Genomic DNA, 26,514 nt, shown 5'->3' with positions numbered 1-26,514 from the left:
GTACATATCGTCAACAGCTAAGTTTTACCTGAAATACCGAGCTGCGATCCATTCTTCAGGGCCCTCAGGGGCCCGGCATGCGGCGGCGCAAGCTACGCATTCAAAGGCAGACCACGCCCCCAAAACTGCGCCATCCCTTTGGCGATCTCTGCAAAGTTTGAACTTTTGCTGCTGGCGTTTCTCGCCTCGCAAAAGGATGCATCTGTATTAAACAGCGCTGAGGCCAGGGAGCGCCCCGCCCGAATGATATCCGCCGTCTTTTCCGAGCGCAGAGCGGTGAAAGCCGTAAACGCCGCATCCAGGTCGCGGGGATTTTCTTGCAGACAGTTCGCCAAATGCCAGGCGTCCTCCAATGCCTGACAGGCGCCTTGCCCAGACGTGGGCAGCGGCGCATGGGCGGCATCACCGATAATGATCACATTGCGCTTATGCCATAACTCGATAGGATCATGGTCATGCACATAGACCTTATGAATGCTCTCAATGGGGGTCTCTTCAATAATCTTAGCGACAAGCGACGGCCACGCGGAGAAGACCGATAGCAGCTCCTTTTTGTACAGCTCCGGATTGCTCTTCTCTATGGACTTGCTGACTATCGCTCCCGCCCAATACGCCGTCCGTTTGCTGACCGGCACGATGCCGAAACGTTCCCCCACGCCCCAGTAATCACGCACCGCCATATCAGTGAAGACATCCTCTTGCGCTTCATAAACCCCCACCCAGTTGATAAAGCCCTGATATACCGGCCGACTGTCGCCATGCACGTAGCGCCTTGATGGGGAGTCCATGCGCCCGTCGGCGCCGATAACCACATCAGCCATCGCCTGCGCGCCATTTCCGAAGCGGATACAGCTCCGGTCCCGGCCCTCTTGTTCAATATCCGCTACCGCATGGCCATAGCGAATTTCGACTCCCAACGCATCGAGCTTCGCCAGCAAAACCCTTTGTAAATCCCGCCGCAATACAGACAGGCTGGGATAGCCCATACGCCGATTAATATCGAGAATATCCATGGAGCCAAGCTCCTCCCCGTGGAGAGAAAGTCTACGCATATGCGTGGGACGCCCGGATAACGCAGCCATGTCATTCAGAACGTCAAGCTGATCGAGCACATAGGCCGCATTTGGCCATATCACAATGCCCGCGCCGACATCCGTTGGCGCTGAACGACGCTCGTATATCGCCACATCAAAACCCTTTTGCGTCAGCGCAATCGCCGTGCTGACGCCCGCGACTCCACCGCCCAGTATGGCTATTTTCATCTCGCGTTTTCCTTTTGTTTCGATAAGTCCCGTCGCAGACGCAGGTCATGCGCATGACCGTCCACCACGCTGAGACTTCGATAAAACCACGTCCACCAGGGAATAAAAACACGACTTTAGGTCAGTACGACGAGTCAAGCCCCGCTTACCAGAACTAACATCCGAAGTGATTGGGGGGGGGGGTAACAAGGGGAGACAGGGAGAGACAGGAAAAGAAGTGAAAAGCAGCCGGAATCCATGACACGAGGACTCCGGCATGCGTCCTTATGTGCGTCAGCTTTGGCTTTCCATGAATTTCTTCGCCCGCTCCGCCAGTTCTTGTTCACTGACATCTTCAATATGAGTGGCGATATGCCAGACATGGCCAAAAGGGTCCTCAAGACTGCCGCTACGATCGCCGTAGAATTTGTCTTCTACCTTTAACCGCTCTTTGGCGCCGGCGGCTATCGCCCTGGCGAAGGTAGCGTCCACATCTGGTACGTACAACATCAGTGCGACGGGGCTTCCGCCCAGCGTTTGCGGGCCAACGAATTTCATTTCGGGGCACTCATCGGAAAGCATGACGCGGGAATCGCCAATCTTTATTTCCGCATGCCCAATGGAGCCATGTGGGCCATTCATACGCATGATTTCTTCAGCATCAAAAGCGCGTTTATAAAACGCCAGCGCGTCAGCGGCGCCTTTGACAATCAGATAGGAAGTGACGGAATGATAGCCATCCGGGATGGGTTTCACTTGCTTGCTCATAGGACCTCCGTGGCAGGGTTGCGTGTATCCGAATACAGCGCCCTATTCGTACTCCTACTGCAGCATGTCATTGATCCGGAAAAGGCATTGTCCGCCTGAATAGAAGTCTGCGCAAGTGACAAAAAGACACCCCGGAGTTCCCAGCAAAAACTCCGGAGTGTAGGTCAAGAATTACCAATCCGCGGCTAATTCAGCTCCACTGTGCGGCTGGCGCGACCCGAAGGGGTAAATGTTTTCAGTTTAACGCCGCCGCTGACGGCGACAGGCCCGTCATACAGTGGCGATTCGGTTGTTGGTTCGGAGCCGTCCAGGGTGTAACGGATCTCCAGGCCAGGGAAGGACAAGTTCGCTTCCAGCATGCCGTCAGCCACCTTGGCGCCGGGAGGCGGCACGCGGAAGTCATAACCGCCGTTCCAGCTGTCCAGACGCTTGAGGTCATAGGCGCCGACCCGCGCGGCGAATCCGCTCCAGGCTTGATTCAGCCCGCTCAGACGTTGCGCCTGATCCGCTTCGTTCGCCCAATCCGGTTGCGGCGACCAGCCTCTCTCCGCCAGTCCCAGCAACTTGGGCAGCGCCAGATAGAACAGGTCAGATTCCGTTTTCACGTTCTCGCTCCACAGTTCGCCCTGCACGCCGAGAATCATGTCCCGTTTATCCGCCGCCAGACGGGTGCGGTCGTTCCACATATCGTCCGTCAACGGGTTGCCCATGCGATCCACCCACGCGGCTTTGAATACATCCATCGGCGTGAATTCATACACGCGACGGGTGTCCACAAAACCGGCCCAGTAATAACCGGGTTCTTCCGGGTCTTTCTGGTAAGCCAGGTCGAAGTACAGGTTGGTGGCGTTGGCCAACACCACCGGGTAACCGGCGTTAGCCAGTTTGTAGGCGTTGTCCTCCGTACCCCAGCCCCACACGTTGTTCCACACATAGGGAATCATGATGCCGCCGACAAAATGCGGGTTGACCACTTTGCCGCCGTCTTCATGCATGAACGCCAGTTCTTCCCAGCCGGCGATCTTGGTTCCGTGGGCGGCGACGATGCCGGTCACGGTGGCGTTGAAGAAGCGGTTCAGCATCTCCACGTCGTCCGCGCTCAATTCCTCTGAACCGAACATACGGGTACAGGCGGGAGATTTTTTCCAGACGCCCGCAGGCACTTCATCCGCTCCCACATGGAAAGCAGGCATGCGCAAGCCGGCCTGCCGATACATGCGCGACACCTCGCCGACCACTTTGTCGATGAAGAAGTAAGTGGTTGGCATACAAGGGTTCACCACGTTGTCCTTCCAACCCTGCACAGACTTGTATTCCGACTTGTCCTCAGGATCGCTCAGCAGGAAGTTCCTGCCCTGATAGGGCTTACCCGCGTCGGCGAACTGCTTGGCGCGGGATTCCATGGATTTGATCGCCGCTCTGGCGTGCCCAGGCAGATCGAACTCCGGCACCACTTCGATATGACGCTCAGCCGCGTAACGCAGCAACTCAACATATTGCTGACGGGAGAAATACCCGGAGCCGTTATTGCTGTCCGCAAAGGGCCCTGAGCCGAATGAGGGAACCAGATTATCCAGCTCGTTCTCGGAATGTCCCCGTTTACCGCCGACGGAGGTCAACTCAGGCAGGCCGGGAATCTCCAGTCGCCAGCCTTCATCATCGGAAAGGTGCAGATGCAGTTTGTTCAGTTTGTACAGCGCCATGACGTCGATAAGCTTTTTGACGCTTTCGGGCTGGCTAAAATGTCTCGCCACATCCAGATGCATGCCCCGGTACGAAAAACGCGGCGCGTCGGAAATTTCCACGACTGGCAGGCGCACAGGCAATCCGCCGCCCTGGTAGGTTTCCAGAGGAAGCAGGCCCAGCAGCGATTGCACGCCATAGAACATGCCAGTAGGAGAGTCCGCCGCGATGCGTACGCCGGAAGCCGCGCTGGTGCTCAACTGATAGCTTTCATCGGAGCCAGGACGCCCATGACTTTGCGCGCCTTGCAAACAGATGGCGTTGGCCGCGTCTGTGCAGCGACGCACCACTTCCACCGGCACGCCCAGTGCTTGAAGCTGGCTTTGCAGATAACGTCCTTCACGCATGAAACGGCGGTCGAAGTAGAGTTTGAAAGGCGCCGAAACAGTGAGGCTCTCCGCCTCATTCACAGTCATGGACGCCGGCGTCGGCAACAACGTTGGGCCAGTTTGCGCCGCCGCCAGATACTGGCGGTTGCGCTCAAAGCGCACTTCCGCCGTGTCCAACGGCATATTGTCGCCATCAAAGCGTTGCGTTTGCTCCGGCGTGGTTTGCGCCCCCAGCGTCACGTCAGTGATCGCCTCAACGCTCTGGCCGCCAGAGCCGTCATTTTTAACGATATAAAAGCCGGCGGGGGCATCGGACTTACTGATCGCCCAGAAGCTGGCTTTAAGTTGAATCTTGAGAGACTCCCCCGCTTTCAGGCCAGTGAAGCCCGCCGCGGGAGTGAGTTTGAAAAAGTCGCCGTTGATGTGCTCGACATTGAACTGATCCGACGGCGTCACCGCCAGCACATCGCGCACAAAGTTGAAATAGATGGTCCACCCGGACGCTTCCAGGTCCGTGGCGCCGCGGTTATGAATGGTCAAATCCGCCAGGAAGCTGTTATAGCTGTCCTGCAAATTGTCCGTCACCTGCCAGGTCACCCCCAATTCCGACACCGTCTGCGCCGACTGCTGCGCATCAAAACCGGTGGGCGCCGCAGCGGTATGCAGAGTTTCCGCCGCCGCGTTTTGCGCCTGCATTGCGGCCAGCATGGCCACACACAGAGATAAACGCTTCAAGCGGGTTTGATTTCCTCGGTATGTCATAAGAACGTTCTCCTTTATATGCCCTTGGAGGCGTTGCGTTGTTACACATTGTTGTTATCTATTCAGTGCCGAACGCTGTGCCGACCAACCCTAACTGCAAACAGGCGGGCCGCGGTTTTACCCCCGCCAACGACCGAAGTCGCGGCGGGGGCTTTCTTGTTGTTAACGAGATACTGTCTTAATCGGTCCATACTGAGGAAAATCGCTTTCCTCAGTTTTTGCGGTACACCCTCACGTAATCCACTTCCATCGACTGCGGGAATACAGTTGATCCATTCGGATTGCCTGGCCAGTTACCGCCCACGGCAAGGTTCAGAATCATATGGAAGCGTTGGTTATACGGCGCAGGATAAGGCGCAGCGGTGGAGTACCAGTCGGTTTGCGTCTGATAATGCACGCCGTCGATATACCAGCGAATTTCGTTTTCTTCCCATTCCAGTGCGTAGGTATGGAATTGATCCACCACGCTGGAGGAAGGCGCCATGTGATCGCCAGTGTGGGTATTGTTGGGCCATTCGCCGCCATAGTGGAGCGTGCCGTAGATTTCATTGCCGCCCGCCCCTTTCAGGTTGACCGCCTCCATGATGTCGATCTCGCCGCTGGCCGCCCAGCCGCCATAAACCCAGTCTGTCGGCAACATCCAGATAGCTGGCCACATGCCCTGCCCCCATGGCAGCTTGGCGCGGATTTCAAAGCGGCCGTATTTCCAGTCGCCCTTGTTGAGCGTGCGTAAACGGGCGGAGGTGTAGTCACGAGTTCCTTCGGGTCCGGTGTAGCGCTCTTTCAGCGCCTGAATGTGCAGCTTGCCGCCGGACACCCAGGAGTTTTGCGAACGCGCGGTGTAGTACTGCAGCTCATTGTTGCCGCCGCCATTGCCGTTGACTTCGTGCTCCCACTTGCCCAGGTCAATGCTGTCGCCGTTGAATTCATCCCGCCATACCAGCGTCCACCCGGGCGGATCGGTGGGATCAGTAGGATCGCCGCCTTTGGCGAAATTGATGTAATTCAGGTTAATGCCGTCAGTCAGGAAGGCGACTTCCAACTGATGCGCTCCAGATGACAGGTTCGCGTTGAAGCTGATATCCGCCCAGTTCTGCCAACCGCCGGTGTTGGGGACCGCCAGCGCGCCGCTGACGTCCGCGCCGTCAAGCTTCACAACCACCTGTTTACCGGCGTAAATGGAAGCGACACGTAAAGTGACTTTATAGTCGCCGGATTCGCCGGCGTTCAGGTTATAACGCAGGTACTCGCCTGGAGCCGTCCAGCCGACATTAAAGCCGCCGTCCTGATCCGCCGTCGCTTCGATATCCACATCGTCCTGACGATAACCACCGCCAGTATTGCCTGACGTAGTGTCGGAGAATGCGCTGTAATCCTCGGCTTCAATCTTGCCGGGAATGGACGCGCCAGGAGGCGTGGGTCCGCCATCCGTCATCAGATAGAAACGCTGATGATCGCCGCTGTTCCAGTCCCACTGTTGCAACCTGACGCCCGGCTCAACGCTGGCTTCCTCGATATCCAGGGATTTGCCGCTGCCGCTATTGATGATGCGGAATTCATTATTACCGAGATCTTCAAATTTGAAGCGCTGCGCCCCGGAGCCGTTATCTGGCCATTGCTGCAGCCCGGCGCCATTGGCGGTGGAGGCGGACTCCACATCCATCGCCAGCCCGCTGTGCATAGCCAGCAACCGGTAGCTGCCGCCGCCTGCAGGCGTAATTTTCCAGCGCTGATTATTGCCGTCATGGCACTGCCATTGAACGATGCGCGCAGCCTGCTGCGTGGAACCGCTCCACACGTCCAGACATAAGCCGCTTTTTTTGGATTTGATCTGATAGACCCCTTCCGGAATCTCCGCATTGGCGGCGAAACTGCCGCAACCCGCGACGACGATGGACGCCGTCATTAGCGCGGAAGCCGGCCAGTGTTTCTTGTTCATCGAGTTCTCCTTATTTATTGGTTTTTTGAATGGAGAAACCAGAGCACTTTTTCGGATAGACACTTCAGCTCTTCCAAAAGGAAAAATGCGCTGACTTACCACTCTTTTGCATGAAAGCGTTTTCATTTTTCACTCGTTGGACAAAGGCAGTCAATGCCGGTTTAGTGTTTATCCGAAAAAATGTTGATTACCGCACGCGATCTCATCGCTGTGCTTTGGAAACCGGATGGGGGCTTAGCCCATCCGGTTTAGCGTTACGGCGACTACTTGATCCAAGTCAGTGACGAATTACCTGCAGCCTTCCCTACTTGCTATAACCATCACTGGTCAAAATCGTCACTAGTCAAAATCGTCAGTAGTGAAAACCGTCTGTAGTAAAAAAAGGGGGTAGTGCCGATTCTACCCCCAACAAGGGCTACTGTTGCGGATGCCCCAAGCCTTCATGAACGGCGTTGAGGATATTTCCGTTATCCGCATCGACTTCCCAGGTGAATACGCCAGCGAGACCTTTGTCGCGCGCATATTCGCCTTTGGCTTTGGCCGAACGGGCGTTATCGAAGGTGATCAACGAGCCGTTGGAGAAGTTCCACAAGAAGGGCGCTTCCGCCTTTTCATCGTAGAAATACTTGTAGCCATCGATGCCCTGGCCGTTGGCGCCGCCCAGGAACTTCTGCTCGATAGCGCGGTAATCCAACACGCCGTCTTCCCAGGTGCCTGCGTGCTTGCCGCCGCCGGTTCCTGCGAATGGATCAGTCTCTGAACCGCCGGTCACGCCTTTCCAGCCGCGTCCGTACATGGCCGCGCCCAGCACCAGTTTGTTGGCGGGCACGCCTGCGCTCATCAGGTTATTGATGGTGGCGTCGGAGCTGAAGCCTTCATGGATCTCATGATCGCCTGCGTACAGGCCAGTCTGATGACCTAATTGATTGTTCCAGCCGCCGTAGTAGTCGTACGTCATAGCGAAGACGTAATCCATGTACTGTACTGCGTTGGAGTAGTTCACAGCGTCAATCTTGCTTGGCGCGGAACCTACCGCCGAAGTTAACTGGTAGTCTTTGCCGGTTTCCGCTTCCAGCTTATCCAGCGCGGTGCGCAGGTCATGCATCAACTCAGCGTAGCCATCGCGGTCCTGCGGAGAGCCCAGACCGGTGTTGGCTCCGCCGCCGCCAGGGTATTCCCAGTCAATATCGACGCCGTCGAAGAACTTATATGTCTTCAGGAAGTCGACCACGGAGCTAACGAACACCGCACGCTTCTGCGCGTCGTTGGCGAAGTAGAAGAACGGATCAGACAGCGTCCAGCCGCCAATGGAAGGCAGGATCTTGATGTCGGGATTGGTTTTCTTCAGACGTCTCAACTGGCCGAAGTTACCGCGCATGGGGTCATCCCACTTGTCACCGGGATAGCTCTTCTCAAGCGCGGCGAAGCGGTCGTGGATAGTGACTGTGTAATCAGGCTGGTCGCTACACTCATTCATCAACACAGAGTGGCCTTGCGGATTCGCCTCCCGCAGTGATTCGTTAGGTCCGCACACGGCGATGAAGGCATACAACAGGTGAGTCAGGTTTTGCGCCGGAATTTTCTCTACCGGGAAGTTGCGGCCATAGACGCCCCACTCCACAAAGTAAGTGCCGACAACACTGTTTGTAGTGTTCTGATAGGGCTTGTTGTTCTCCATCAGTGGCTTAGGCCAGCCAGTAGTGTCGATCGGATCATCGGAGCCATTATCGCCGCCGTCTCCGTTATCTCCACCGTCGCCATTGTCACCGCCGTCGTCGCCTCCGTTATCCCCGCCATCGCCAGGGCAACCGGACGCGTCCACCAATTCCCATGGACCCCATTCACTGGCGCCGGGCTCATCGCCTTGCGTCCACCATTTGGCCTTGTAAACAGCGCCTTTATGGAAGACTTCCTTACCTTGGGTATAAACCGTAGAGGAACTCCAGGCTGGCGCGCTGGCGTCGCAATCATCGCCGCCGTTGTTATTGCCGCCGGTATCGCCTCCAGTGTCTCCACCGGTATCGCCGCCGTTATCTCCTCCAGTGTCGCCGCCGGTGTCTCCTCCAGTGTCGCCGCCAGTATCTCCTCCATTGTCACCGCCGGTGTCGCCTCCATTATCGCCGCCAGTGTCTCCGCCGTTATCTCCACCGGTGTCGCCACCGCCATCACAATGATCAGGCTCTTCATAACGCCACAACGAACCGACCGCCGGCGTCCAGCCAGCGCCCAGATGAGCGGTGTGGTTTACTAAAGCGGAGTAAATGCCGGAGTTAAAAGTGACATACTGACCGGCGGAGTAATTTCCGCCATCCTGCCAGGCGCCGGACACCTGGCTGCATTCAACGCCCCAGGAGGCCTGGGATGCGGCGATGAGGCCCGCACAGAGCGCGGTCTTCATAAAGCCGGATTTGCTGTGTTTTTTGTCCATATACATAGGATCGTCCTAAGGTTATCGATTCGTTATTAGAAGTAGGAAAAGTCCGTTCGCCATCTTAACGATCACAATCGGCGCAACTCCGGCGCAGACTTCATCTATGAAGCCTCATCAACCAGAGCTTTTCTCCCGTTCGCCCATCAGCCGACGCTACACAACCCATCACTGAACGAAAGCGCTTTCATAACGCAATCCAACCCGGACTTCACAGTCGCCCCTTTTTCGGAACCTCTTTTAAATTTTCCTTTTTCTCTCCGAAAATCAGGTCGCATTGCCCTATGTATTCCTCACAATATCCGTAAGCGGCAAATCACAAAAAAGCGCAAGGAAATGCTTTCATATACCAGATAATACCTATTTGAGACTTTCAGTCAATTTAAAAATACCATTTAGATACCACAAAAGTGATAACTAGTTCCTATATTCCAATATGGTAGTTTTTTGGTATTTAATTTGCTTAACTGGCGTCTTCTGTTTTTTCTAACAGGTATGCATGCGACGTACCAAGGCGCATACCAGTGTAGGGATTCCCCCTGCCAAGACAATCCGCCCAAGAGCCTAGTCAATTTGTGTGAACGATTACACACCGTGACAAACCCTTATTTTTCAATCGTTCGGCGTTAGTGTCCATATCACGCCGAAAGTTGCAGGCAGAAGATCACTAGGTTTATCTGGAAGAAAAAGTGGTCTTATTGGTCAATAAAAATGGTATTGATGGACTACAACCTGCCCTGAATTGGACTTATAGTCGAGTTGAGACGGGAAAAGTAAAGAGAAGGATAATAAGCGCAGGCGGACAGCCCAGCCCCTATATAAAAGAAAAGCCTCCCACCTTGCGGTGGGAGGCTCTTACACACGAGAGTTCGCTTGCGGCTAATTAGAACAGCGCGACCAGGTTCACACCAACGTGGTTGCCGCTGATATCCTTCTTATACGCACTGGAAGGAATGTCAAGATGAGAACCATTTACATTCAATGATTCTACGTCATATTTTTCCGCTACCGCCCGGAAATTCAGTATGACGGTAGAAGAAAGGAAGTAGCCTGCCTCAGCAACAAATCCAATATTGGAGTCCAAGTCAGCAGTAAACTTGTTGCTCTTATACTCGGCAGTTAACTCAGGGCTGGCCACATAGCGCACGCCTGCGCCAAAACGCCACTTATCTACACCGGTGTAGTAGAGAACAGCTTCAACAGGCATCCGGTCAAAAGTCGCTTCGACATCATTTTCATCTGCATAGTCAAAATGGTAATTCAGGGTTACCTGAGCCGCCAGAGGCTGAGACTTTGATTTCCAGTACGCGCCTACCCCCAGATTTACCAACCCGCCAGCTTCCAGCTCATCAACACCGTCAAGAGTGCCAGACTGTACGAACTCGTCACCGCCAAAAGTAAAACCGCCAGTAAGAGCAAAATACAGGCTACGGGAATCTTGAACTTCTTCCGCTTGAACAGACATACAGGAAACAGACAGGGCTGCGACTGCCAGCGTATTTACAACAAAAGACTTCATTAAAATACCTTGATGGGAACTTCCCAAAACTACAAAGGAACCTCCTCGAAAATGAGGAGAACAACAAAAGGGACGCGCATTATATTCAGCCTTATAAAAAAGTGAACACTCGTTAACAATTTTCCCACAATACAAGTTTATCTGCACAAACTACGCTACACTTTCACTTTTTACGTAAAAATACCTAATTTTTGCCGCAAAATTAGTGGACATAAATTTCCAGCCAATTAGACTCCCTATGCCGCCATGTCGCGCTGTACCCCTTGTGCGACAGGACCCTCTATTTATCCGAATGCCCTCACGAGGGGCCGAACCGGACTCATCAACATACAAGGAAGTGGAATGTTTAATAAAACCTGCCGAACGACGGCGACGAATAACAAGGAGCAACAGTGAAGAAATTGACCTTGAAAGATGTGGCGTCGGAGCTGGGTGTATCAACCGCGACCATATCCAACGCTTATAACCGGCCGGACCAACTATCGGCCAAGTTGAGGAGCCATATCCTCAAAGAATGTTTGCGACTGGGCTACAACGGCCCTAACGCCACAGCCGCCAGCCTGCGTCGCGGCACCAGCGGCATTATTGGCGTTATGGTGGCGGACCGACTGCATTTTAACTTTACCGATCCGGTCGCCAGCCAGTTTCTACAGGGCGTCGCAGAAGTATTCGACAGCAATGGCGTCAACATGTTCCTGCTGCCTACCCGCGCGGGTTATTACAAGCACCGCTCCATTGAATCGGTGCCCGACGCATTTATAATGTACGGCCGCCCCAATGACGAAAGCATCGTGGAGCGCATTCTCCAGCAACAGAAAACGCTGATCACCGTAGACTTCGATCTGGGCGAGAGCCATACCTCCATCAATGTGGATAATTTCAGCGGCGCACGTGAAAGCGCGGAGCATGCTTTTAAGCGCTCAGACGGCGAAGCAGCCATTATTGGCCTGCGCCTGCTTAACCTAAATGAGGTGCGGCGCATTAAGGACGCAGAGATGTTTGGGGATGAGATATCGATTTCAAGACGCCGCCTCAACGGCTATCTTGCCGCCGCAGAGGCCATGGACCGGCACATCCGGCCGGATATGATCTGGCACACCCCCGACAGCAATTTCCAGAACGGTTATCAGGCTGCCCGCGAAGCCTTGTCTGCAAGCCCCCGCCCGCGCATTCTACTGTGCATGAGCGACCGTCTCGCTTTAGCCGCGATCCAGGCCAGTCTGGACCTGGGCTTCAAAGTTCCCGACGACGTCAAAGTCGTCGGATTCGACGATATTCCCGACGCCGCGCACTGGCGCCCCAGCCTGACGACGGTCCATCAGCCCAGCGTCGCCAAAGGGCGTCTGGCCGCACAGGCGGTTCTGAAAGGAGACACCAGCAATAATCGTTTGCTGACAGCGCAGCTGGTAGTGCGGGAATCCTGTTAACCCACCTCCACTCTGCACGCTTCTTGTCCAGAAAAGCAGATTGCAAGAGCATTAAAAAAGCCGCCGCGGATCACTCCGGGGCGGCTTTTTTGCAAATCTGTGACGACTAGACGTTCAACACTTCAACCAGAACGGTTTTGATCACAAAGCCCAGGACACCCAGTCCCAATGCAGTGAACAGGATAAAAGTACCGAACTTGCCTGCTTTGGAACGCTTCGCCAAATCGTAAATGATGAAGGCCATGAAACCGACCAACACCGAAATTAAAACCACCAGGCTCAGATTTTCAAACTGCTCAACGGACATAAATTTCTCCTCCCAAATTCGGGGCCCATTATACGCAGCAAGGTTAATAAGTAAACAGACAAAGGACCGGCCGCCTAAAGCTTAATGTTACACAGCCCATTACCTTGTTGGTTATTGCAACCGCCCCTGCAGGCTTTTCCAGAGTATGTCCGCGACCACCTTATGGCCGGCGGGAGTGAAGTGCCCTTCATTTGGATGATACCAGTCCCCACCGTCCTGTTGCGCCTGCGCGCTCAGTTCTTCCGCCACGTCCAGAACCGGTATGCCCATCGCTTCAAATCGTTGCTTCAGAGCCCCGCGAACAAACTCCTGATAATAAGCAGGCAAAGACCGGGTTTGAGCAATATAAGAACGTCCCGGCAACAACGCGACCATGAATGCGTCATCCCCTTCGCCGACAGTTTCCGCCTCTTTACGCATTGCGCTCACCAGAGCCTGCATCAGTTGCAAGTCCGGTTCGAATTTCTTGGCGAAATGTGAACGGTATTGCTCAGGATCATCCATCAAAGCCAACAACCGCTGACCGATATGCAGGGCGCGCAGACTACTTTTCCAGGGGGCTTCCGGCAGTCCGCGGGTCATTTCACTGGTGAATGTATAGGGATACCCAGCCGGCTTCGGCGCTTGCGGTACAGGCGTATTTTGCAGCTCCAGTTCGCCGCCGTTCAACGCAAAGAAGGGCTTGCCGTAGATCGCCTGCAAGGGGTACGCAAGGCGATTGTCCAGCAGATCATTGCCCAGATAGACCACCAATAATGTCTTGGTCGGTTTGAATTTGCTCACCAAATCCCGGTACAGCAACAACTCCTGGTCGGTGCTATAACCCGGCGTTCCAAAATTGGCGAAACGCCACTCGGAACTGCGCTCGTTCAACAGATCCGTAAAGGTCTCGCCATCATTGACTCCCAACCCAAATACGAAGCTATCGCCTACCACCGCCACTTTTTTATCCGCCGACAAAGTGGAAACCGGCGTGCGCAGCCCCAAAGGATTGGTCTGATAGTGCACCTTGAAGTCCTGGTGCTCGTGAGTTCCGCTCCAGCTTCGTCCCAATCGCCACCCTAGCTCGGCGTCGTATTGCAGAAGTCCCGGGTCCATTTTTTCACTGGCGGCGGCCTGTTTCGACAGGTAGCCCAGAGCGAATTCAACGCCTGTCAGTCCCACCGCAACGGCGATCATCACGGAGATCAGGGTAAACAGAATTTCTCGTTTAGGTTTGGTGGTATTTTCACTCACGTGGATCAGCTCATGTCATTAAGATTCGTTGTTTCCCTGGCGACGCCCCGAACGCTTCGTTCAGTGATCCCGGGTAAACGCCCACTGCGCGCCGTCGGACAGCGCAGGATTGTAGCGATAGCCGTCCGTATCAAAACCTTTGATATCTTCAGGGCGCTGCAAACGATTTTCCAATATGTAGCGGGTCATCATGCCCCGCGCCTTTTTCGCCCAGAAACTGACAACCTTATATTTGCCTGCTTTCATATCCAGGAACATAGGCGTAATCACCGGCACGGCAAGCTTCTTCTCATTCACCGCCTTGTAGTATTCATTGGAGGCGAGGTTGATCAGCACATCCGCTCCCGTCTCCCGCGCTTCTTCGTTGAGCGACTGGGTCAAGGCGTCGCCCCAGAAACGATACAGGTTGGCTCCCTTCGGGTTTTGCAGACGCGTCCCCATCTCCAAACGATAAGGCTGCATCAGGTCCAACGGACGCAAAACCCCATACAGGCCAGACAGAATGCGTAACTGACGCTGAGCATTGCTGATCGCGTCCTCGCTCAAGCTATAGGCGTCAAGGCCGGTATACACGTCGCCCTTGAAGGCGAACAGCGCTTGTCTGGCGTTGTCGCTGTCGAACGGCAACGACCAGGACTGATAGCGGTTGGCGTTCAGCGTCGCCAATTCATCGCTGATGCTCATCAGTTCACTCAAGCGCCAGGGCTCCTGCTGCTTGAGGATATCCACCAGCTCAGCGCTCTGGGGAAGAAATCGTGGTTGTGTATTCTCAGTGGTGGGTACGGGGGTTTCGTAATCCAGCGTTTTGGCTGGAGATACAACAATCAGCATCTTTACCTCAGGTTCTGATTCAGAAAATTCACAAACGCCTGATGATCGAAGGGCCAGGCCAGTTCCGCCTGTGTCTCCGCGCAGGCGAGCACCGGAATGCGTTCAGCGTAGGCCGTCATCAACTCATCGCTGTCGCTGATATCGACCTTCGCAAGGGCGATAAAGTTCAATGCATCAGGATTGGCTTCCAGTACATCGTTGATCACCTCTTCCGCCACATCGCATAAATGGCAGCCAAGGGTTCCGTACAACTTGAAAGTACGCATAGGCGATTGTTCCAGTGGACAGCTCGATAAAAACAGGCGGCTATTCTAGCCCGGATTATCCGGCGGGAACAAAAAAAGCCCCTCACGCCTGACGGCGGAGGGGCTGCATTGTCATTTCAGAAACCTGGGTCAGGCTCTGACGCGATTACTGATCAAATCATCCACAACCGAAGGGTCCGCCAGAGTGGAGGTATCGCCCAGGGAGTCCGTCTCGTCCGCCGCAATCTTCCGCAGAATGCGGCGCATGATTTTGCCAGAACGGGTCTTCGGCAGGCCGGGAGAGAATTGAATTACATCCGGCGTCGCAATGGGGCCGATTTCCTTGCGCACCATCTGCTTCAGCTCATTCAGCAATGCGTCGGAAGGCTCAAAGCCCACGCCCAGAGTGACATAGGCGTAGATGCCCTGCCCTTTGACATCGTGAGGGAAGCCCACGACGGCCGCTTCCGCTACCGCGTCGTGCTCCACCAGTGCGCTTTCCACTTCAGCGGTGCCCAGACGGTGGCCGGAGACGTTCAACACGTCGTCCACACGACCGGTGATCCAGTAGTAACCGTCTTCGTCGCGACGGGCGCCGTCGCCCGTGAAATACATACCGGGATAGCTGGAGAAATAGGTCTGCACAAAACGCTGATGATCGCCGTAAACCGTTCTCATCTGGCCAGGCCAGCTGTCAAGCAGCACCAGGTTGCCTGATACAGCCCCATCCAGCAATGCGCCTTCGTTGTCCACCAGCGCAGGTTTTACGCCGAAGAACGGCAGCGTGGCGGAGCCCGGTTTCAGCGCGGTGGCGCCGGGCAGCGGCGTGATCAGAATGCCGCCGGTTTCGGTCTGCCACCAGGTATCGACGATGGGGCAGCGTTTTTCGCCAACCACATCGTAATACCAGTCCCATGCCTCCGGGTTGATCGGCTCGCCGACCGTGCCAAGCAGTTTCAGTGTTTTGCGGGAGCTCTTCACTACCGGTTCGTCGCCCAGACGCATCAGCGCGCGGATGGCGGTAGGCGCGGTATAGAAAATATTGACGTTGTGTTTGTCCACCACTTGCCAGCAACGGGAGGCGTCAGGATAGTTAGGCACGCCTTCGAACATCAGCGTGACCGCGCCGTTCGCCAGCGGTCCGTATACGATGTAGCTATGGCCGGTGATCCAGCCCACATCCGCCGTACACCAGTAGATATCGCCGTCTTTGTAGTCAAAGACGTACTGGTGAGTCATGGAGGCGTACACCATGTAGCCGCCAGTGGTGTGCAGCACGCCCTTGGGTTTGCCGGTGGAACCGGAGGTATAAAGGATGAACAGCGGATCTTCCGCCGACATTTCTTCCGGCGGGCAGTCCGTTGACGCATTGGCGACAGCGTCGTGATACCAGACGTCGCGACCTTCGCTCCAGTTCACCGCATTGCCAGTGCGTTTGACCACCAGCACTTTATCCACTTCCGCGCCTTTGCCGGCGGTAATCTCCGCAGCGGCGTCGACGTTCTTTTTCAGAGGCACGATGCGTCCGCCGCGTACGCCCTCATCCGCCGTGATGACGAAGCGGGACTTACAGTCCTCGATGCGTCCGGCCAACGCTTCCGGCGAAAAACCGCCGAATACCACCGAGTGCGGCGCGCCAATCCGTGCGCAGGCCAGCATCGCCATGGCGGCTTCTGGAATCATCGGCATGTAGATAGTCACTACATCGCCTTTCTTGACCCCCATGTCCTTCAGTGCATTGGACAGTTTGCAAACCTTGTCGTAGAGCTCTTGATAAGTGATTTTGGCGTCGTCGGCGGGATCATCGCCTTCCCAGATGATGGCGGTCTGCTGCGCGCGTTGCGGCAGGTGACGATCAAGGCAGTTATAACAGGCGTTCAACGTACCGTCTTGGAACCAGCGGATATGCAGGTTCTGCTGCGAGTAGTCGACATCTTTAACTTGGGTGTAAGGCTTGATCCAATCGATTCGCGTTCCATGCTGCCTCCAGAAACCTTCCGGATCCTCGATGGATTCCTGATACATGCGCAAGTAGGTCTCTTTGTCGGCCCATGCGTTTTTTGCAATGTCGGCCGGCGCAGGATGGGTTTCGTGTGTACTCATAAACTCCCTCTATCTTGGTTTGCGATCTTTGTTATCTAATTGTGCGATCCTGGTTAACAGTTATTTTTTTCGGCATTTTTTATTCAAGTCGTATCATAGATAAAACTACGTACGACCATTGTATAAGCAAAGTTCGCCCTTGAACGGGCAATCATACTAAGGGAGGAGTCGGCGGATTGGTACTGAAATAAACTTTAGCCTCCTCCACGAACAACCGCACCCGCGCGGACAGGTGTCTGCGATGGGGATAAACCGCATAAACGGCGGACGCATCCGGCCAGTATTTCTGCAGCACCGGACGTAATTTCCCGGACGCCAGCTCGTCGCCGATAACAAAGGCCGGCAGACGCGCCAGCCCCATTCCGGAGAGCGCCAGTTCTTTCGCCGCTCGCGCGCTGTTGACGCTGACGCGCTTATGTAAAGGCAACCGCGCAACGCCGCCTTCCTGCGCCACGGGCCAGTAGTCGCCTCCGCTGTAGTTGCTGTCGAAGACCACTCTGTGCCGCATCAGGTCCGCAGGTATCTGCGGCGTCCCATGACGCTCCAGATAGGTTGCGCTGGCGCACCAGACGATAGGAATATCCGCGAGTTTTTGCGCCACCAGACTGCTGTCCGGCAGGTAGCCAATGCGCACAGCCAGATCCACCTGTTCCTCCAGCAGATCGACATAACGATCCGCCAGACGTATATCCAGCGTCAGCCCCGGGTGCTTGTCCAGCATGATAGCGACAAGCGGCATCAAGTGAATTTCCGCAAACGAGGTAGGCGCCGCGACGCGCAAGAGGCCTTCCGGCTCTCCGTGTTCATCCCGCACTCGCGCCTCAATGTCATCGAGTTCATGCAGCAAGGGCGTGACGCGCAAATAATAGGCCTCACCGGTCGGCGTCAATCTGACCTTTCTAGTGGTACGGTGGAACAGGCGGGCGCCGAGTCGGTCTTCCAGTTGCCCAACATATTTGCTCACCAGCACTTTGGATAAATTCAGTTTCCTGCCGGCGGCGGAAAATCCGCCCTCCTGCACCACCGCGCAAAACGCCTTCATTGAGGTCACAGTATCCATAACAGGAATAACGCCATTGTTAATATATCGTTAACAGTGTTATCACAATACGATCAATTGTTAGCCATTAAAAGAGAAATCATACTGTCAGCAACTTAACTCAATGTATTCTTTCGGAGCTTCAGTCATGATTAATAACGCTACCGCCCCCTACGCCGCCCTGCTGTTACGCTTGTCTCTTGGCGCGATGTTCATCGCTCACGGCCTGTTGAAACTATTGGTGTTCACCCCTGCCGGAACCGCAGGATTTTTCGGCTCTCTCGGCCTGCCTGGCTGGTTCGCCTATCTGGCGATTCTGGCGGAGCTGGGCGGCGGCGCTTTGCTGATTATCGGCTATCGCACACAGTGGGTGGCTCTGGCGTTGACGCCAATTCTGCTGGGCGCCATCGTTTTTGTGCACGGCGCCAATGGGTGGGCGTTCAGCGCTGAGGGCGGCGGTTGGGAGTATCCTGCGTTTTTGTTAGCCGCATCGCTGGTGCAGGCCCTGTTGGGTGACGGCGCTTTCTCCTTCCGCGACCTTGTCAGCGGGAAGTCCGCTCAGCGCGCCGCATTGCGCCAGTCTTGATTGCGAGTTTGATAAGCGCCGAGCTGTTGATAAACAAGCGCCTGAATGCGCTGAGCCAGTGGTTGGCGGACAAGTAGAAGAACGTTATTTGTCCGCCGAATAAATCGCGTACTGCTAGATATGAGGAGATCGCCATGAAAGCGCCATCCTGGTTTATTTCTCACGGGTCGCCGGACTTGATTGTTCATGCCGAAGCACCCGCCCACCGCTTCTTGCGAGGGTTGCATGCGCGCCTGACAGAATTACAAGGCGTCGTGGCGATTTCACCCCATTGGCGCACAGAGGCGCTGACAGTGAACGTTACCACGCCAGCGCATATCCAGTATGACTTTTACGGATTTCCAGAAGCGTTGTACAGGTATCGCTGGTCGCCCGTCAGCAGCGACAAACTGAATGATCAGGTCCTGGCGACACTGGCGCCGCTATCGCCGCAGATCGCCACATCACAAGCATTGGACCATGGGGTCTGGGCTCCACTCAGCCTGATGGACCCGGAAGGCGGCGTCCCTGTGGTCGCGATCAGTCTGCCGCGCCGATTCTCGCCGCGGCAGTTATTTGAACTCGGCGCAACGCTGGCGCCCTTGCGGGAACAGGGCGTCGCCATTATGGGGTCCGGCTCAGTGACCCATAATCTGCGGGAAATTGGCCCCAATGAAGCGGCAGCTCCGAAATGGGCGCAGGAGTTCGTTGCCTGGCTGGAGGAAAAGCTGGCGCAGAATGACTGGGAGGCGCTGTTCGAATATCGCCACCTCGCTCCCAACGCGGCGCAGGCGCACCCTACCGACGAGCATCTGACGCCGCTGTTTATCGCCGCCGGAGCCAGTCACGGACAATATGCGCAGAGACTGCACGCGTCCTACACGTATCAGTCTCTGTACATGGGAAGCTACGAATTCGTTTAGTGCAATAGACGAGTAGAATCGAGGCGCAGCTCAGCTACGCCTTGTTTTTACAGAACGCCGTTATAGACAGCGATGTAGTGACAGGTGCTGCCGCCCAGCACGAATAGATGCCAGATGGAATGGGCGTAGGGAAAGCGATCCCAAACGTAGAAGAAAACGCCAATGGTGTAAGCCAGCCCGCCAGCAATGATCATGGAGAATGCGTTGCTGGACAGACTCTCCATCAACTCTGGCGTCGCCACTATACCGACCCAGCCCATGACCAGATAATTAAACAGATGGATGGTTTTGAAGCGCCCATGGAAGCAAAGCTTGCAGACAATGCCCACCAGAGCCAGCCCCCACACCACGCCAAACATGCTCCAACCCAGAACGCCGCGCAGGTTCACCAGCAAAAATGGCGTATAGGTGCCCGCGATGAGCAGATAGATCGCGCAGTGATCAAACAGATTTAAAAAGAATTTCGCCCGAGGATGTTGTACGCCGTGGTACAACGTGGACGCCAGCAGCAACAGAAACAGCGCGCCGCCATATATCGACACGCCCACGATCTTCCAGGGATCTTCCTGCAGACTGGCGAAGACGATCAACAACGTAACTGCTGAAACGCTCACCACAGCTCCAATGCCGTGAGTCAAAGCGTTTACGATCTCTTCACCCAGGGTTTGCTGCCGCCTATTTTTCGTTGACATGTTCGTCTCCCCTAGTTGACGTCTCATATTGGCACGGACCAGCGGGGAATAAAACTTAACTTTCGGATGACCGGCCTGCCGCAAGCGGTTAACTGCAACGCTCCCCAGCTTGTCACAGGCACATGAACGACGTTTTATATTTTTATTACCATTTACGTACGCTTTACGCACGCGCCGCCTCGCGTTCATCGCTCAGGCGACGTTTTTATAGAATTCACAACACTCCTTCACGTAGTTCGCGGAGGTTTGGCTCAGTTCGACGAAGTGCACGCCGTAACGATAGCGTCCCTGGCTTTCCGTTTTTCTCCAGACCACTTTGGCGTTGACCGCCACCGGTTGCTGCTGGTCGTAGCGGTTCTGATCCCTGCTCGGCAGACGAATCGACAACACCAACCGGTCTCCCACGTCATAGTATTCTTTCACCACCAGATTCATGCCCGTTTCGCTGACGTCCTGACTCAACCCTTCACTGCCGCCGCCATCCGACTCGATACGCACCAGCAGCGTCCCTTCCACCCTTGGGGCCGCCCGTCTTTCCGAGTCCTTGGTTTTGACCTCAGCCGCTTTCTGCCGCCGGAAATCCAGCCCGGATAACTCGTGATCAAGCCGTTGCGTCAAACCAAACAACGAGTCGCTGATGTTAGCGGTATTGCCGATCTTGGCGCTGTTTTCCCGCAAGGTTTCGAACAGACAGGACAATGTCGTCTCCAGTGCGGAAAACTGATTTAGCTGGGTCTCCACATTGCTGAATATTTCTTCCGAACTGCCGACAAAGCCTTTCACATGCCCCTCCAGGTCGCTGATGATGCCTCGGGTGCGCTCCGCTTTGCCGCGATTGGACTGCACTTCATCCACCAGTCGCGACATGGTGTTGCAGCTGGTGGTCACGTTCTGATCCAGATCGTTAATAATGCGTGAGACCTCTTCCGCTGACTCGGCGGTTCGATGGGACAACGCCCTCACTTCATCCGCCACCACGGCAAAGCCGCGCCCCTGCTCTCCCGCCCGCGCCGCCTCAATGGCCGCATTGAGCGCCAGCAAGTTGGTCTGATCGGCGATCTCCAGAATATCTTTTAGAGCAGTTACGATGGTGCCCACCGAGGATTGCAGACTGGACACCTGACTGGCGGCGCTGCGAATCTCTCCCGCCAAGCGCACCAGCAGGTCCAGCACTTCCTGCACCAGGGCGATGCCTTCCGTGCTGCTTTGCTCAGATTTGATCGCCTCATCCCGATTGGTCTGGGCGATTTCCATCACCTTCTCGGATATTCGATGCAGACTTTCCGTGGCGTCATTCACCTCTTCCGAACGAGTCGCCTCCGCCTGACTGATGCGCTCAATCTCTCGGGCGACAGCGGCGATCTGATAGGCGGACTGCCCCATGTGTACGGAGCAGTCATTCACGCTGGCGATAACCCGGTTCAACGTCGCCAGCATCTGATTGCACTGACGGCCTAACTGACCGATTTCGTCTTCACTGGTAATTTCCACTTCGATGGTAAAGTCGCCTTTTTCCACGGACTGCAGCGACTTGGTCAACGCCAGGATTGGACGGACAAAATAATTGCCCAGGACAAAAATGACGCCGAACTGAACCAGAAACTGTAGGCTGGACTCCCAAATCGCATTAAACATGAATGAGCGATATTCTTCCTGCATGGCGGCGATAGTCGCCGCCGCCACCTGACGGCTTTCCGCCAGATCAATGAGCGCCTGCAACTCCACCGCGGCGAGAGTGCGGTTGTAAATAATAGTCACCACCGCCACGGCAAAGAATGCGATTTGTATTTTCCAGCGAATACTCAGGTTTGACACAGTAGTCACCCATTTCCGTCTTCAATGAAGCATTAGTACTATACAAGTGAAGTCGAAAAACGCCCGCTGGGCAAAAAAACGTGGCGGATAAACAGTATCCGCGCCCGCTTATTTTCGGGCTTGCTCGGCGGGAGCGATGACGGAAAAGCCGTAGTGCTCGGGGTCTTCCTCTTGCGCCGGTGAGAGTCTCACAGAATTATCAATGGCGAAATTCCACTCAAATCGTTGCATGTAGGCGCAGCGACGCAACGGCACGATAGTTCCTTGAGGAAATATGATTCCTTCCTCGCTGACCAAGTCCGTCTCCAACCGATAAGGAGAGACCTCCGTCGGACACAGCAGATCCGTCGAGTTGTATCGGACGCCTACCACAACTCCGCTTAGGAATAACCCAGCCATCGCTATAAATATTGCCAGCCGCAGTACGATCTTCTTAGCCATTACCTTCCATTCATCTCCATTAACATCGTTTGAAAAACAACCAACGCTGATCTATATCTTCTAATAAACCGTATCCAGCCTATGGGCCATATGAAAGCATTCAGCATCATCGCCTTTTTTCTCCTGCTGGCCGGGTATACGAGGGCTGACGCACAAAGCATAGTCCTGCTTATGGACGAGTCGTATCCGCCATACAGCTATGTCGAAAACAATGAAGCCAAAGGCATCTATGTCGACTTCATCAAAGAGGCGATGCAATCCATTCCTGACTATAAGGTCAAGTTTAAGCCGCTTCCCTGGAAAAGAGCGCTTAATCTGGTTGAAACCGGACGCGCCTTCGCCGTGTTCCCGCCCTACTATCGCCCAGTCAGTCGCAGTTGGATGGATTATTCGGTTCCTCTTTTTAAAGAGACGGTCGTGCTATTTACGCCCCCCGAGTTGCTGGAACGCCTCAAGCCCACTCGCTGGCCGGAGGATTATAAAGGCCTGCGCATCGGCCTGCAGTTGGGATTCGCCACGCTGTCGCCGCAACAAAAGGAGCTGTTCGTCATTTCTGAGTCGCCCAATATTCTGACCAATCTGAAACAAATCGCGCTGAACCGCATCGATGGTCATCCCAATGATTATCTATCGGTAGTGTGGACGCTGGAGCACAACCGACAGGACCCGGCTTTGGCCACTCTGGAAATCACTCCCGCCGCGATTATTAATGAGGAGGTCGCCTACCTCGCCTTTTCCAATATCCAGCCCGAACAATGGCCGTATCGGGCGGATTTTATCGCCAAAATGAATCAGTCCCTGGCGCGTATGAGGGATAAGAACCGGTTGCAGCAGATCGTCAACAAATGGACCCGAGACGTAAATGCCCCCGCCGCCGGCCATTGATGTGTCCACATGCTCGCTTTTTTACTCATGACAACCACTGAAGAGGAGTCCGTATGAAAAGAATAATTCTATTCGCCGCCCTGATGTTGGGATTCGTGGGGTTCGCCGCCGCGCAGTCCGTCACCCTGTTGATGGATGAAGCCTATCCTCCTTATAGCTATGCGGAAAACGGCAAACCCAAGGGAATATATGTGGACATCATCATGGAGGCGGCCAAGCTGACGCCAGACTACGCGATCACGCTAAAACCTTTGCCCTGGAAGCGTGCATTGGCGCAAATGGAGAGCGGCGAAGAGTTTGCGCTGTTTCCGCCTTATTATCGCCCTGAAGACCGCCCCTGGATGGATTACTCCATTCCCTTGCTGACAGAGACGGTAGCGATGTTCGTCACCCAGGACCTGGCCAGCAAAAAGCAATTGAGCAAGTGGCCGGATGACTTCAAAGGCTTGCGCGTTGGTTTACAGAGCGGTTACGCCACTTTGTCCGACGAAGAGAAAGCCATGTTCACCATGAGTCAGGCCTCGGATATTGTCGCCAACCTGAAAAAAATGGCGGCGGGACGTATAGACGCTCACCCCAACGACAAGCTATCCGTCATGTGGACGCTGGAAAACAACCGTTCCGACCCAACGCTGAAGGACCTGAAAATCGAACCGGCGGCGGTCATCAGTGAAGAAGTCGCCTATCTGGCGTTCTCAAATACCAAAAACCAGAGCTTCCCCTATCGCGAAGACTTCATCTCGAAGATGAAAGCGGCGGTCGAGCAACTGAAGCAAAGCGGCAAACTGCAGGAAATTATCGACAGTTGGACCAAGTAGCGCCTTAGTCCGCCGCGCTCCGCTTTATGCGTCTGAAGACAGCTGCGCCAACGCCAGGCGACGCTTTTTCGGCAATCCCGCGGCGGCTTTGTCGTAGGACCAGTCGATCAGCTCACGCAGATAGCCTTCGTTAAACGCGGCGGCGTCCACGATAGACACCCAGTGAAACCGGTGCATGTAGCGCGCCGGTTTCACCCCTTCCTGATCCGTCAATTCGAGAAAGCGCTCAGGGCTGGTTCTCATACTGAAACGCCAGCGTTCCGGCGCGCTGGTTTTAAAGTAGGCGAACTTCCGCCCCAGCACGTAAAACACCAGAATATTGGAAGGCTCGCCATACTCAATCCGCTCCACGCCAGGAAGTGAAAGACAGTAGTGTTTGATTTCATCGATATTCATTGGACAAGACTCAGAGGCTACATGGGGCGCATTAAATAGCCCACTGTTATATCCGGCTGCAAACGGGATATCCATTGAAAACTATTAATGGGTGACGCCGGATATAAATACAAGCCGCGGAACCGCACCACGTCGCCATCCACAAGGGGTTTCCTAACGCCCTGACTATAAAAGACTTTTAATTCACCCTGCCAAAATATAACAAATGGACTATAGCAAGCACGGCGCAAACCGCCCATAAATCAACGCCATATTAATACGCAGGCGCAGGGATGCGCCTGCGCGGCGTCCAGCCGCGGGAGGCAGAGCCTGACCTGTGCAGGCCCTGCCGTTGCAGACAAATAGAAGGACGCTATTTGTCTGCCTGGTAATAGTTCAAGGGTTTTAGAATGCACTCAGGAAACACCGGATACAAAGTCTTAACAACATTGGCCAAAGCGATGCTGCTTTCCGGGTTATTACTGTCCGGCGCCCAGGCGGAAGACCTTAACGGCCCGCTGGCGCAGACCAAGTCAGGACTGATCAGAGGCGTCAGCGAACTCGGCGTACGCGCTTTCAAAGGTATTCCCTACGCCGCGCCGCCCATCAAAGAAAACCGCTGGCGACGGCCGCAGCCGGTTCAGCCCTGGAGCGGCGTACGCGTTACGTCTCAGTTTGGCCCGGCATGCGCCCAATCCGCGCAAGAAGATCCCAACACCAGGCTGCCAGCCCCCTCAGTCAGTGAAGACTGCCTGACGCTCAATGTCTGGACGCCATCCTCGCCAATAGGCGCGCCCGATGCGCCTAAGCCGGTCATGGTCTGGCTGCACGGCGGAGACTTCCGCAGCGGCGTCGTCAGCTATCCGCTGAGTAACGGCGCACAGCTGGCGAACCAGGGGATCGTGGTAGTCACCATCAACTATCGTCTGGGATATTTTGGCTTCTTTGATCATCCCGCCCTGGTTCGCGATGACGTCACCACGCCAGCAAACTTTGGGCTGCTGGACCAGATCGAAGCCTTAAAATGGGTGCAGGAAAACATCAGCTCCTTTGGCGGCGATCCCGGCAATGTCACCTTGGCGGGAGACGACGCTGGCGCGGTCAGCGCTTACTACCTCATGGCCTCCCCTAAAGCGCTGGGATTGTTTCATAAAGTCATCGCTCAAAGCGGCGATCCCTGGCTCAAGCTGGAAGACCGTAATCAGGCGAAAAAGTCCGGTATGAAAGCCGCGACGCAAGCCGGCGTCGCCGCCGATGCCGACGCAGCCCAACTACGCGCTATTCCCGCCGGAACCTTAATAAAGCTGAACAGCGAGTTGCCGCCAGATGCGGCGTTCGGCCCGATCATCGGCGACGAGGCCGCGCCTTACACCTTATTGGATGCGGTGGATCGCAAGCTGATCGCGCCGGTTCCCCTGCTGACTGGCGTCAACAGCTATGAAGTCAGTATCGCGCCGCAGCTGAACCTGACCCAGGAAACCATTCTGGCGCCGCTGGGCGATCAGAAGGACGCCGCCCGCGCCCTGTATCCGGAAGACTGGAGCGACACCCAGTTTGCGGAAAAAGTATTTTCCGATATGCGCTACAACGCCCCCAATCGCTGGCTGGCGTTGGAGCAATCCAACCGCTCCAGCGCCTGGTTCTACTACTTCAACTACGCGCCGCAATATCTGCGCGAGCAGTTCTCCGGAACGCCTCACGGCTGGCACCTGCCTTTCACGTTCGGCACTTACAGCCTGATTCCAGAGATGTACGCCAATTTCCGGCCTCAGGACATCACCATGGCGCAGCGCTTTCAACGCTACCTGGTTAACTTCATGCGCAGCGCTTCTCCCAGTGATCCCACGTTGCCGAACTGGCCAGCTTACAACGCCCAGAATCAGATCATGATGGTATTGGGCGACGCCGCCGAACCCATGGCGGGCCTGTTTCGCCAGCGGATTGAATTTTTCACGACGCTTTACCGCAACAGCAATAAAAAATATTGATACGCGATCAGGGCCGGCGCCAATGCGCGCCCTCGCCCTGCCGTCGTCCGCGCGGAACGGGAATTACGAAACCTCAACTAGCCAAATTCCTCCTG

The 26,514-nt window shown here is 55.1% G+C and carries 22 protein-coding genes; 6 read left to right on the top strand and 16 right to left on the bottom strand.

Annotated elements, in window-relative coordinates; translation table 11 throughout:
- Positions 1 to 92 precede the first annotated feature (92 nt).
- The 6 genes from ONV78_RS13170 to ONV78_RS13145 all read right to left on the bottom strand — a co-directional run bounded on the left by ONV78_RS13170 (position 93) and on the right by ONV78_RS13145 (position 10,729).
- Positions 93 to 1,262, bottom strand: coding sequence for an FAD-dependent oxidoreductase (locus ONV78_RS13170; RefSeq protein WP_279503663.1), 1,170 nt, complete (start codon positions 1,260 to 1,262; stop codon positions 93 to 95).
- A 273-nt stretch (positions 1,263 to 1,535) separates the two neighbouring features.
- Entirely contained in the window at positions 1,536 to 2,009 is a 474-nt protein-coding gene (locus ONV78_RS13165) for a VOC family protein (protein WP_216737794.1), read from the bottom strand.
- A 185-nt stretch (positions 2,010 to 2,194) separates the two neighbouring features.
- The gene (locus ONV78_RS13160) at positions 2,195 to 4,843 is read right to left on the bottom strand and encodes a family 20 glycosylhydrolase (protein WP_279503661.1); all 2,649 of its coding nucleotides are present in this window, start codon (positions 4,841 to 4,843) and stop codon (positions 2,195 to 2,197) included.
- A gap of 211 nt (positions 4,844 to 5,054) precedes the next feature.
- On the bottom strand, positions 5,055 to 6,782 hold the full coding sequence (locus tag ONV78_RS13155; RefSeq protein ID WP_279503659.1) for an RICIN domain-containing protein: 1,728 nt from the start codon (positions 6,780 to 6,782) through the stop codon (positions 5,055 to 5,057).
- A gap of 415 nt (positions 6,783 to 7,197) precedes the next feature.
- Complete coding sequence (locus ONV78_RS13150) at positions 7,198 to 9,216, bottom strand: glycosyl hydrolase family 18 protein (RefSeq protein ID WP_279503657.1); 2,019 nt, start codon at positions 9,214 to 9,216, stop codon at positions 7,198 to 7,200.
- A gap of 877 nt (positions 9,217 to 10,093) precedes the next feature.
- Positions 10,094 to 10,729: a hypothetical protein gene (locus ONV78_RS13145; protein ID WP_279503655.1), complete on the bottom strand. Its 636-nt coding sequence runs from the start codon at positions 10,727 to 10,729 to the stop codon at positions 10,094 to 10,096.
- A 392-nt stretch (positions 10,730 to 11,121) separates the two neighbouring features.
- Here ONV78_RS13145 and ONV78_RS13140 point away from each other — a divergent pair, with 392 nt between their 5' ends.
- Positions 11,122 to 12,156 (top strand): LacI family DNA-binding transcriptional regulator, encoded by a 1,035-nt coding sequence (locus ONV78_RS13140; protein WP_279503652.1) that lies wholly within the window; start codon positions 11,122 to 11,124, stop codon positions 12,154 to 12,156.
- Between the two features lie 106 nt (positions 12,157 to 12,262).
- Here the strand turns inward: ONV78_RS13140 and ONV78_RS13135 are convergent, their stop codons facing one another.
- From ONV78_RS13135 to ONV78_RS13110, 6 genes are all read right to left on the bottom strand, one after another.
- The gene (locus ONV78_RS13135) at positions 12,263 to 12,463 is read right to left on the bottom strand and encodes a DUF2788 domain-containing protein (protein ID WP_127969420.1); all 201 of its coding nucleotides are present in this window, start codon (positions 12,461 to 12,463) and stop codon (positions 12,263 to 12,265) included.
- Between the two features lie 111 nt (positions 12,464 to 12,574).
- The gene (locus tag ONV78_RS13130) at positions 12,575 to 13,699 is read right to left on the bottom strand and encodes an SGNH/GDSL hydrolase family protein (RefSeq protein ID WP_279503650.1); all 1,125 of its coding nucleotides are present in this window, start codon (positions 13,697 to 13,699) and stop codon (positions 12,575 to 12,577) included.
- Positions 13,700 to 13,759: 60 nt separating this feature from the next.
- Positions 13,760 to 14,530: a peroxide stress protein YaaA gene (yaaA, locus tag ONV78_RS13125; protein ID WP_279503648.1), complete on the bottom strand. Its 771-nt coding sequence runs from the start codon at positions 14,528 to 14,530 to the stop codon at positions 13,760 to 13,762.
- Between the two features lie 2 nt (positions 14,531 to 14,532).
- On the bottom strand, positions 14,533 to 14,796 hold the full coding sequence (locus ONV78_RS13120) for a glutaredoxin family protein (protein ID WP_216737802.1): 264 nt from the start codon (positions 14,794 to 14,796) through the stop codon (positions 14,533 to 14,535).
- A 129-nt stretch (positions 14,797 to 14,925) separates the two neighbouring features.
- Positions 14,926 to 16,878 carry an acetate--CoA ligase gene (gene acs, locus ONV78_RS13115; protein WP_216737803.1) on the bottom strand — a complete coding sequence of 651 codons (1,953 nt, stop codon included), beginning with the start codon at positions 16,876 to 16,878 and terminating at the stop codon, positions 14,926 to 14,928.
- Positions 16,879 to 17,029: 151 nt separating this feature from the next.
- The gene (locus ONV78_RS13110; protein WP_279503643.1) at positions 17,030 to 17,938 is read right to left on the bottom strand and encodes a LysR family transcriptional regulator; all 909 of its coding nucleotides are present in this window, start codon (positions 17,936 to 17,938) and stop codon (positions 17,030 to 17,032) included.
- Positions 17,939 to 18,065: 127 nt separating this feature from the next.
- Between ONV78_RS13110 and ONV78_RS13105 the strand changes: the two genes are divergently transcribed.
- Positions 18,066 to 18,503, top strand: coding sequence for a DoxX family protein (locus ONV78_RS13105; RefSeq protein ID WP_279503642.1), 438 nt, complete (start codon positions 18,066 to 18,068; stop codon positions 18,501 to 18,503).
- 134 nt (positions 18,504 to 18,637) lie between these two features.
- On the top strand, positions 18,638 to 19,405 hold the full coding sequence (locus tag ONV78_RS13100; RefSeq protein ID WP_279503640.1) for a class III extradiol ring-cleavage dioxygenase: 768 nt from the start codon (positions 18,638 to 18,640) through the stop codon (positions 19,403 to 19,405).
- A gap of 47 nt (positions 19,406 to 19,452) precedes the next feature.
- Here ONV78_RS13100 and ONV78_RS13095 read toward each other — a convergent pair whose 3' ends face one another.
- The 3 genes from ONV78_RS13095 to ONV78_RS13085 all read right to left on the bottom strand — a co-directional run bounded on the left by ONV78_RS13095 (position 19,453) and on the right by ONV78_RS13085 (position 22,353).
- Entirely contained in the window at positions 19,453 to 20,097 is a 645-nt protein-coding gene (locus ONV78_RS13095) for a hemolysin III family protein (protein WP_279503638.1), read from the bottom strand.
- Between the two features lie 192 nt (positions 20,098 to 20,289).
- Positions 20,290 to 21,921: a methyl-accepting chemotaxis protein gene (locus ONV78_RS13090; protein WP_279503632.1), complete on the bottom strand. Its 1,632-nt coding sequence runs from the start codon at positions 21,919 to 21,921 to the stop codon at positions 20,290 to 20,292.
- A 99-nt stretch (positions 21,922 to 22,020) separates the two neighbouring features.
- A complete protein-coding gene (locus ONV78_RS13085; RefSeq protein ID WP_279503630.1) occupies positions 22,021 to 22,353 on the bottom strand; it encodes a hypothetical protein in 333 nt (110 codons plus the stop codon).
- A 171-nt stretch (positions 22,354 to 22,524) separates the two neighbouring features.
- On the opposite strand from ONV78_RS13085, the gene ONV78_RS13080 reads away from it, so the two are divergent.
- Both ONV78_RS13080 and ONV78_RS13075 read left to right on the top strand, forming a co-directional pair.
- Positions 22,525 to 23,238, top strand: a complete 714-nt coding sequence (locus ONV78_RS13080; RefSeq protein ID WP_279503628.1) for a transporter substrate-binding domain-containing protein — start codon at positions 22,525 to 22,527, stop codon at positions 23,236 to 23,238.
- A 53-nt stretch (positions 23,239 to 23,291) separates the two neighbouring features.
- Entirely contained in the window at positions 23,292 to 24,056 is a 765-nt protein-coding gene (locus ONV78_RS13075) for a transporter substrate-binding domain-containing protein (RefSeq protein ID WP_279503627.1), read from the top strand.
- 24 nt (positions 24,057 to 24,080) lie between these two features.
- Here ONV78_RS13075 and ONV78_RS13070 read toward each other — a convergent pair whose 3' ends face one another.
- Positions 24,081 to 24,452: an MmcQ/YjbR family DNA-binding protein gene (locus tag ONV78_RS13070; RefSeq protein ID WP_279503626.1), complete on the bottom strand. Its 372-nt coding sequence runs from the start codon at positions 24,450 to 24,452 to the stop codon at positions 24,081 to 24,083.
- Between the two features lie 389 nt (positions 24,453 to 24,841).
- Here ONV78_RS13070 and ONV78_RS13065 point away from each other — a divergent pair, with 389 nt between their 5' ends.
- On the top strand, positions 24,842 to 26,419 hold the full coding sequence (locus ONV78_RS13065; protein ID WP_279503624.1) for a carboxylesterase family protein: 1,578 nt from the start codon (positions 24,842 to 24,844) through the stop codon (positions 26,417 to 26,419).
- The last annotated feature ends 95 nt before the right edge of the window (positions 26,420 to 26,514 follow it).

This window comes from Hahella sp. CR1, from assembly GCF_029813005.1.
Classification (GTDB): Bacteria; Pseudomonadota; Gammaproteobacteria; order Pseudomonadales; family Oleiphilaceae; genus Hahella.
This window is presented reverse-complemented; position numbering and strand designations above follow the sequence as displayed.

Excerpts from the sequence above, each read along its gene's own strand:
- ONV78_RS13095 (WP_279503638.1), bottom strand. The coding sequence starts at position 20,097 with ATGTCAACGAAAAATAGGCGGCAGCAAACCCTGGGTGAAGAGATCGTA.
- ONV78_RS13160 (WP_279503661.1), bottom strand. The coding sequence starts at position 4,843 with ATGACATACCGAGGAAATCAAACCCGCTTGAAGCGTTTATCTCTGTGT.
- ONV78_RS13075 (WP_279503627.1), top strand. The coding sequence starts at position 23,292 with ATGAAAAGAATAATTCTATTCGCCGCCCTGATGTTGGGATTCGTGGGG.
- ONV78_RS13170 (WP_279503663.1), bottom strand. The coding sequence starts at position 1,262 with ATGAAAATAGCCATACTGGGCGGTGGAGTCGCGGGCGTCAGCACGGCG.
- ONV78_RS13065 (WP_279503624.1), top strand. The coding sequence starts at position 24,842 with ATGCACTCAGGAAACACCGGATACAAAGTCTTAACAACATTGGCCAAA.
- ONV78_RS13150 (WP_279503657.1), bottom strand. The coding sequence starts at position 9,216 with ATGTATATGGACAAAAAACACAGCAAATCCGGCTTTATGAAGACCGCG.
- ONV78_RS13100 (WP_279503640.1), top strand. The coding sequence starts at position 18,638 with ATGAAAGCGCCATCCTGGTTTATTTCTCACGGGTCGCCGGACTTGATT.
- ONV78_RS13105 (WP_279503642.1), top strand. The coding sequence starts at position 18,066 with ATGATTAATAACGCTACCGCCCCCTACGCCGCCCTGCTGTTACGCTTG.
- ONV78_RS13120 (WP_216737802.1), bottom strand. The coding sequence starts at position 14,796 with ATGCGTACTTTCAAGTTGTACGGAACCCTTGGCTGCCATTTATGCGAT.
- ONV78_RS13085 (WP_279503630.1), bottom strand. The coding sequence starts at position 22,353 with ATGGCTAAGAAGATCGTACTGCGGCTGGCAATATTTATAGCGATGGCT.
- acs (WP_216737803.1), bottom strand. The coding sequence starts at position 16,878 with ATGAGTACACACGAAACCCATCCTGCGCCGGCCGACATTGCAAAAAAC.
- ONV78_RS13135 (WP_127969420.1), bottom strand. The coding sequence starts at position 12,463 with ATGTCCGTTGAGCAGTTTGAAAATCTGAGCCTGGTGGTTTTAATTTCG.
- yaaA (WP_279503648.1), bottom strand. The coding sequence starts at position 14,530 with ATGCTGATTGTTGTATCTCCAGCCAAAACGCTGGATTACGAAACCCCC.
- ONV78_RS13080 (WP_279503628.1), top strand. The coding sequence starts at position 22,525 with ATGGACGAGTCGTATCCGCCATACAGCTATGTCGAAAACAATGAAGCC.
- ONV78_RS13165 (WP_216737794.1), bottom strand. The coding sequence starts at position 2,009 with ATGAGCAAGCAAGTGAAACCCATCCCGGATGGCTATCATTCCGTCACT.
- ONV78_RS13110 (WP_279503643.1), bottom strand. The coding sequence starts at position 17,938 with ATGGATACTGTGACCTCAATGAAGGCGTTTTGCGCGGTGGTGCAGGAG.
- ONV78_RS13155 (WP_279503659.1), bottom strand. The coding sequence starts at position 6,782 with ATGAACAAGAAACACTGGCCGGCTTCCGCGCTAATGACGGCGTCCATC.
- ONV78_RS13070 (WP_279503626.1), bottom strand. The coding sequence starts at position 24,452 with ATGAATATCGATGAAATCAAACACTACTGTCTTTCACTTCCTGGCGTG.
- ONV78_RS13145 (WP_279503655.1), bottom strand. The coding sequence starts at position 10,729 with ATGAAGTCTTTTGTTGTAAATACGCTGGCAGTCGCAGCCCTGTCTGTT.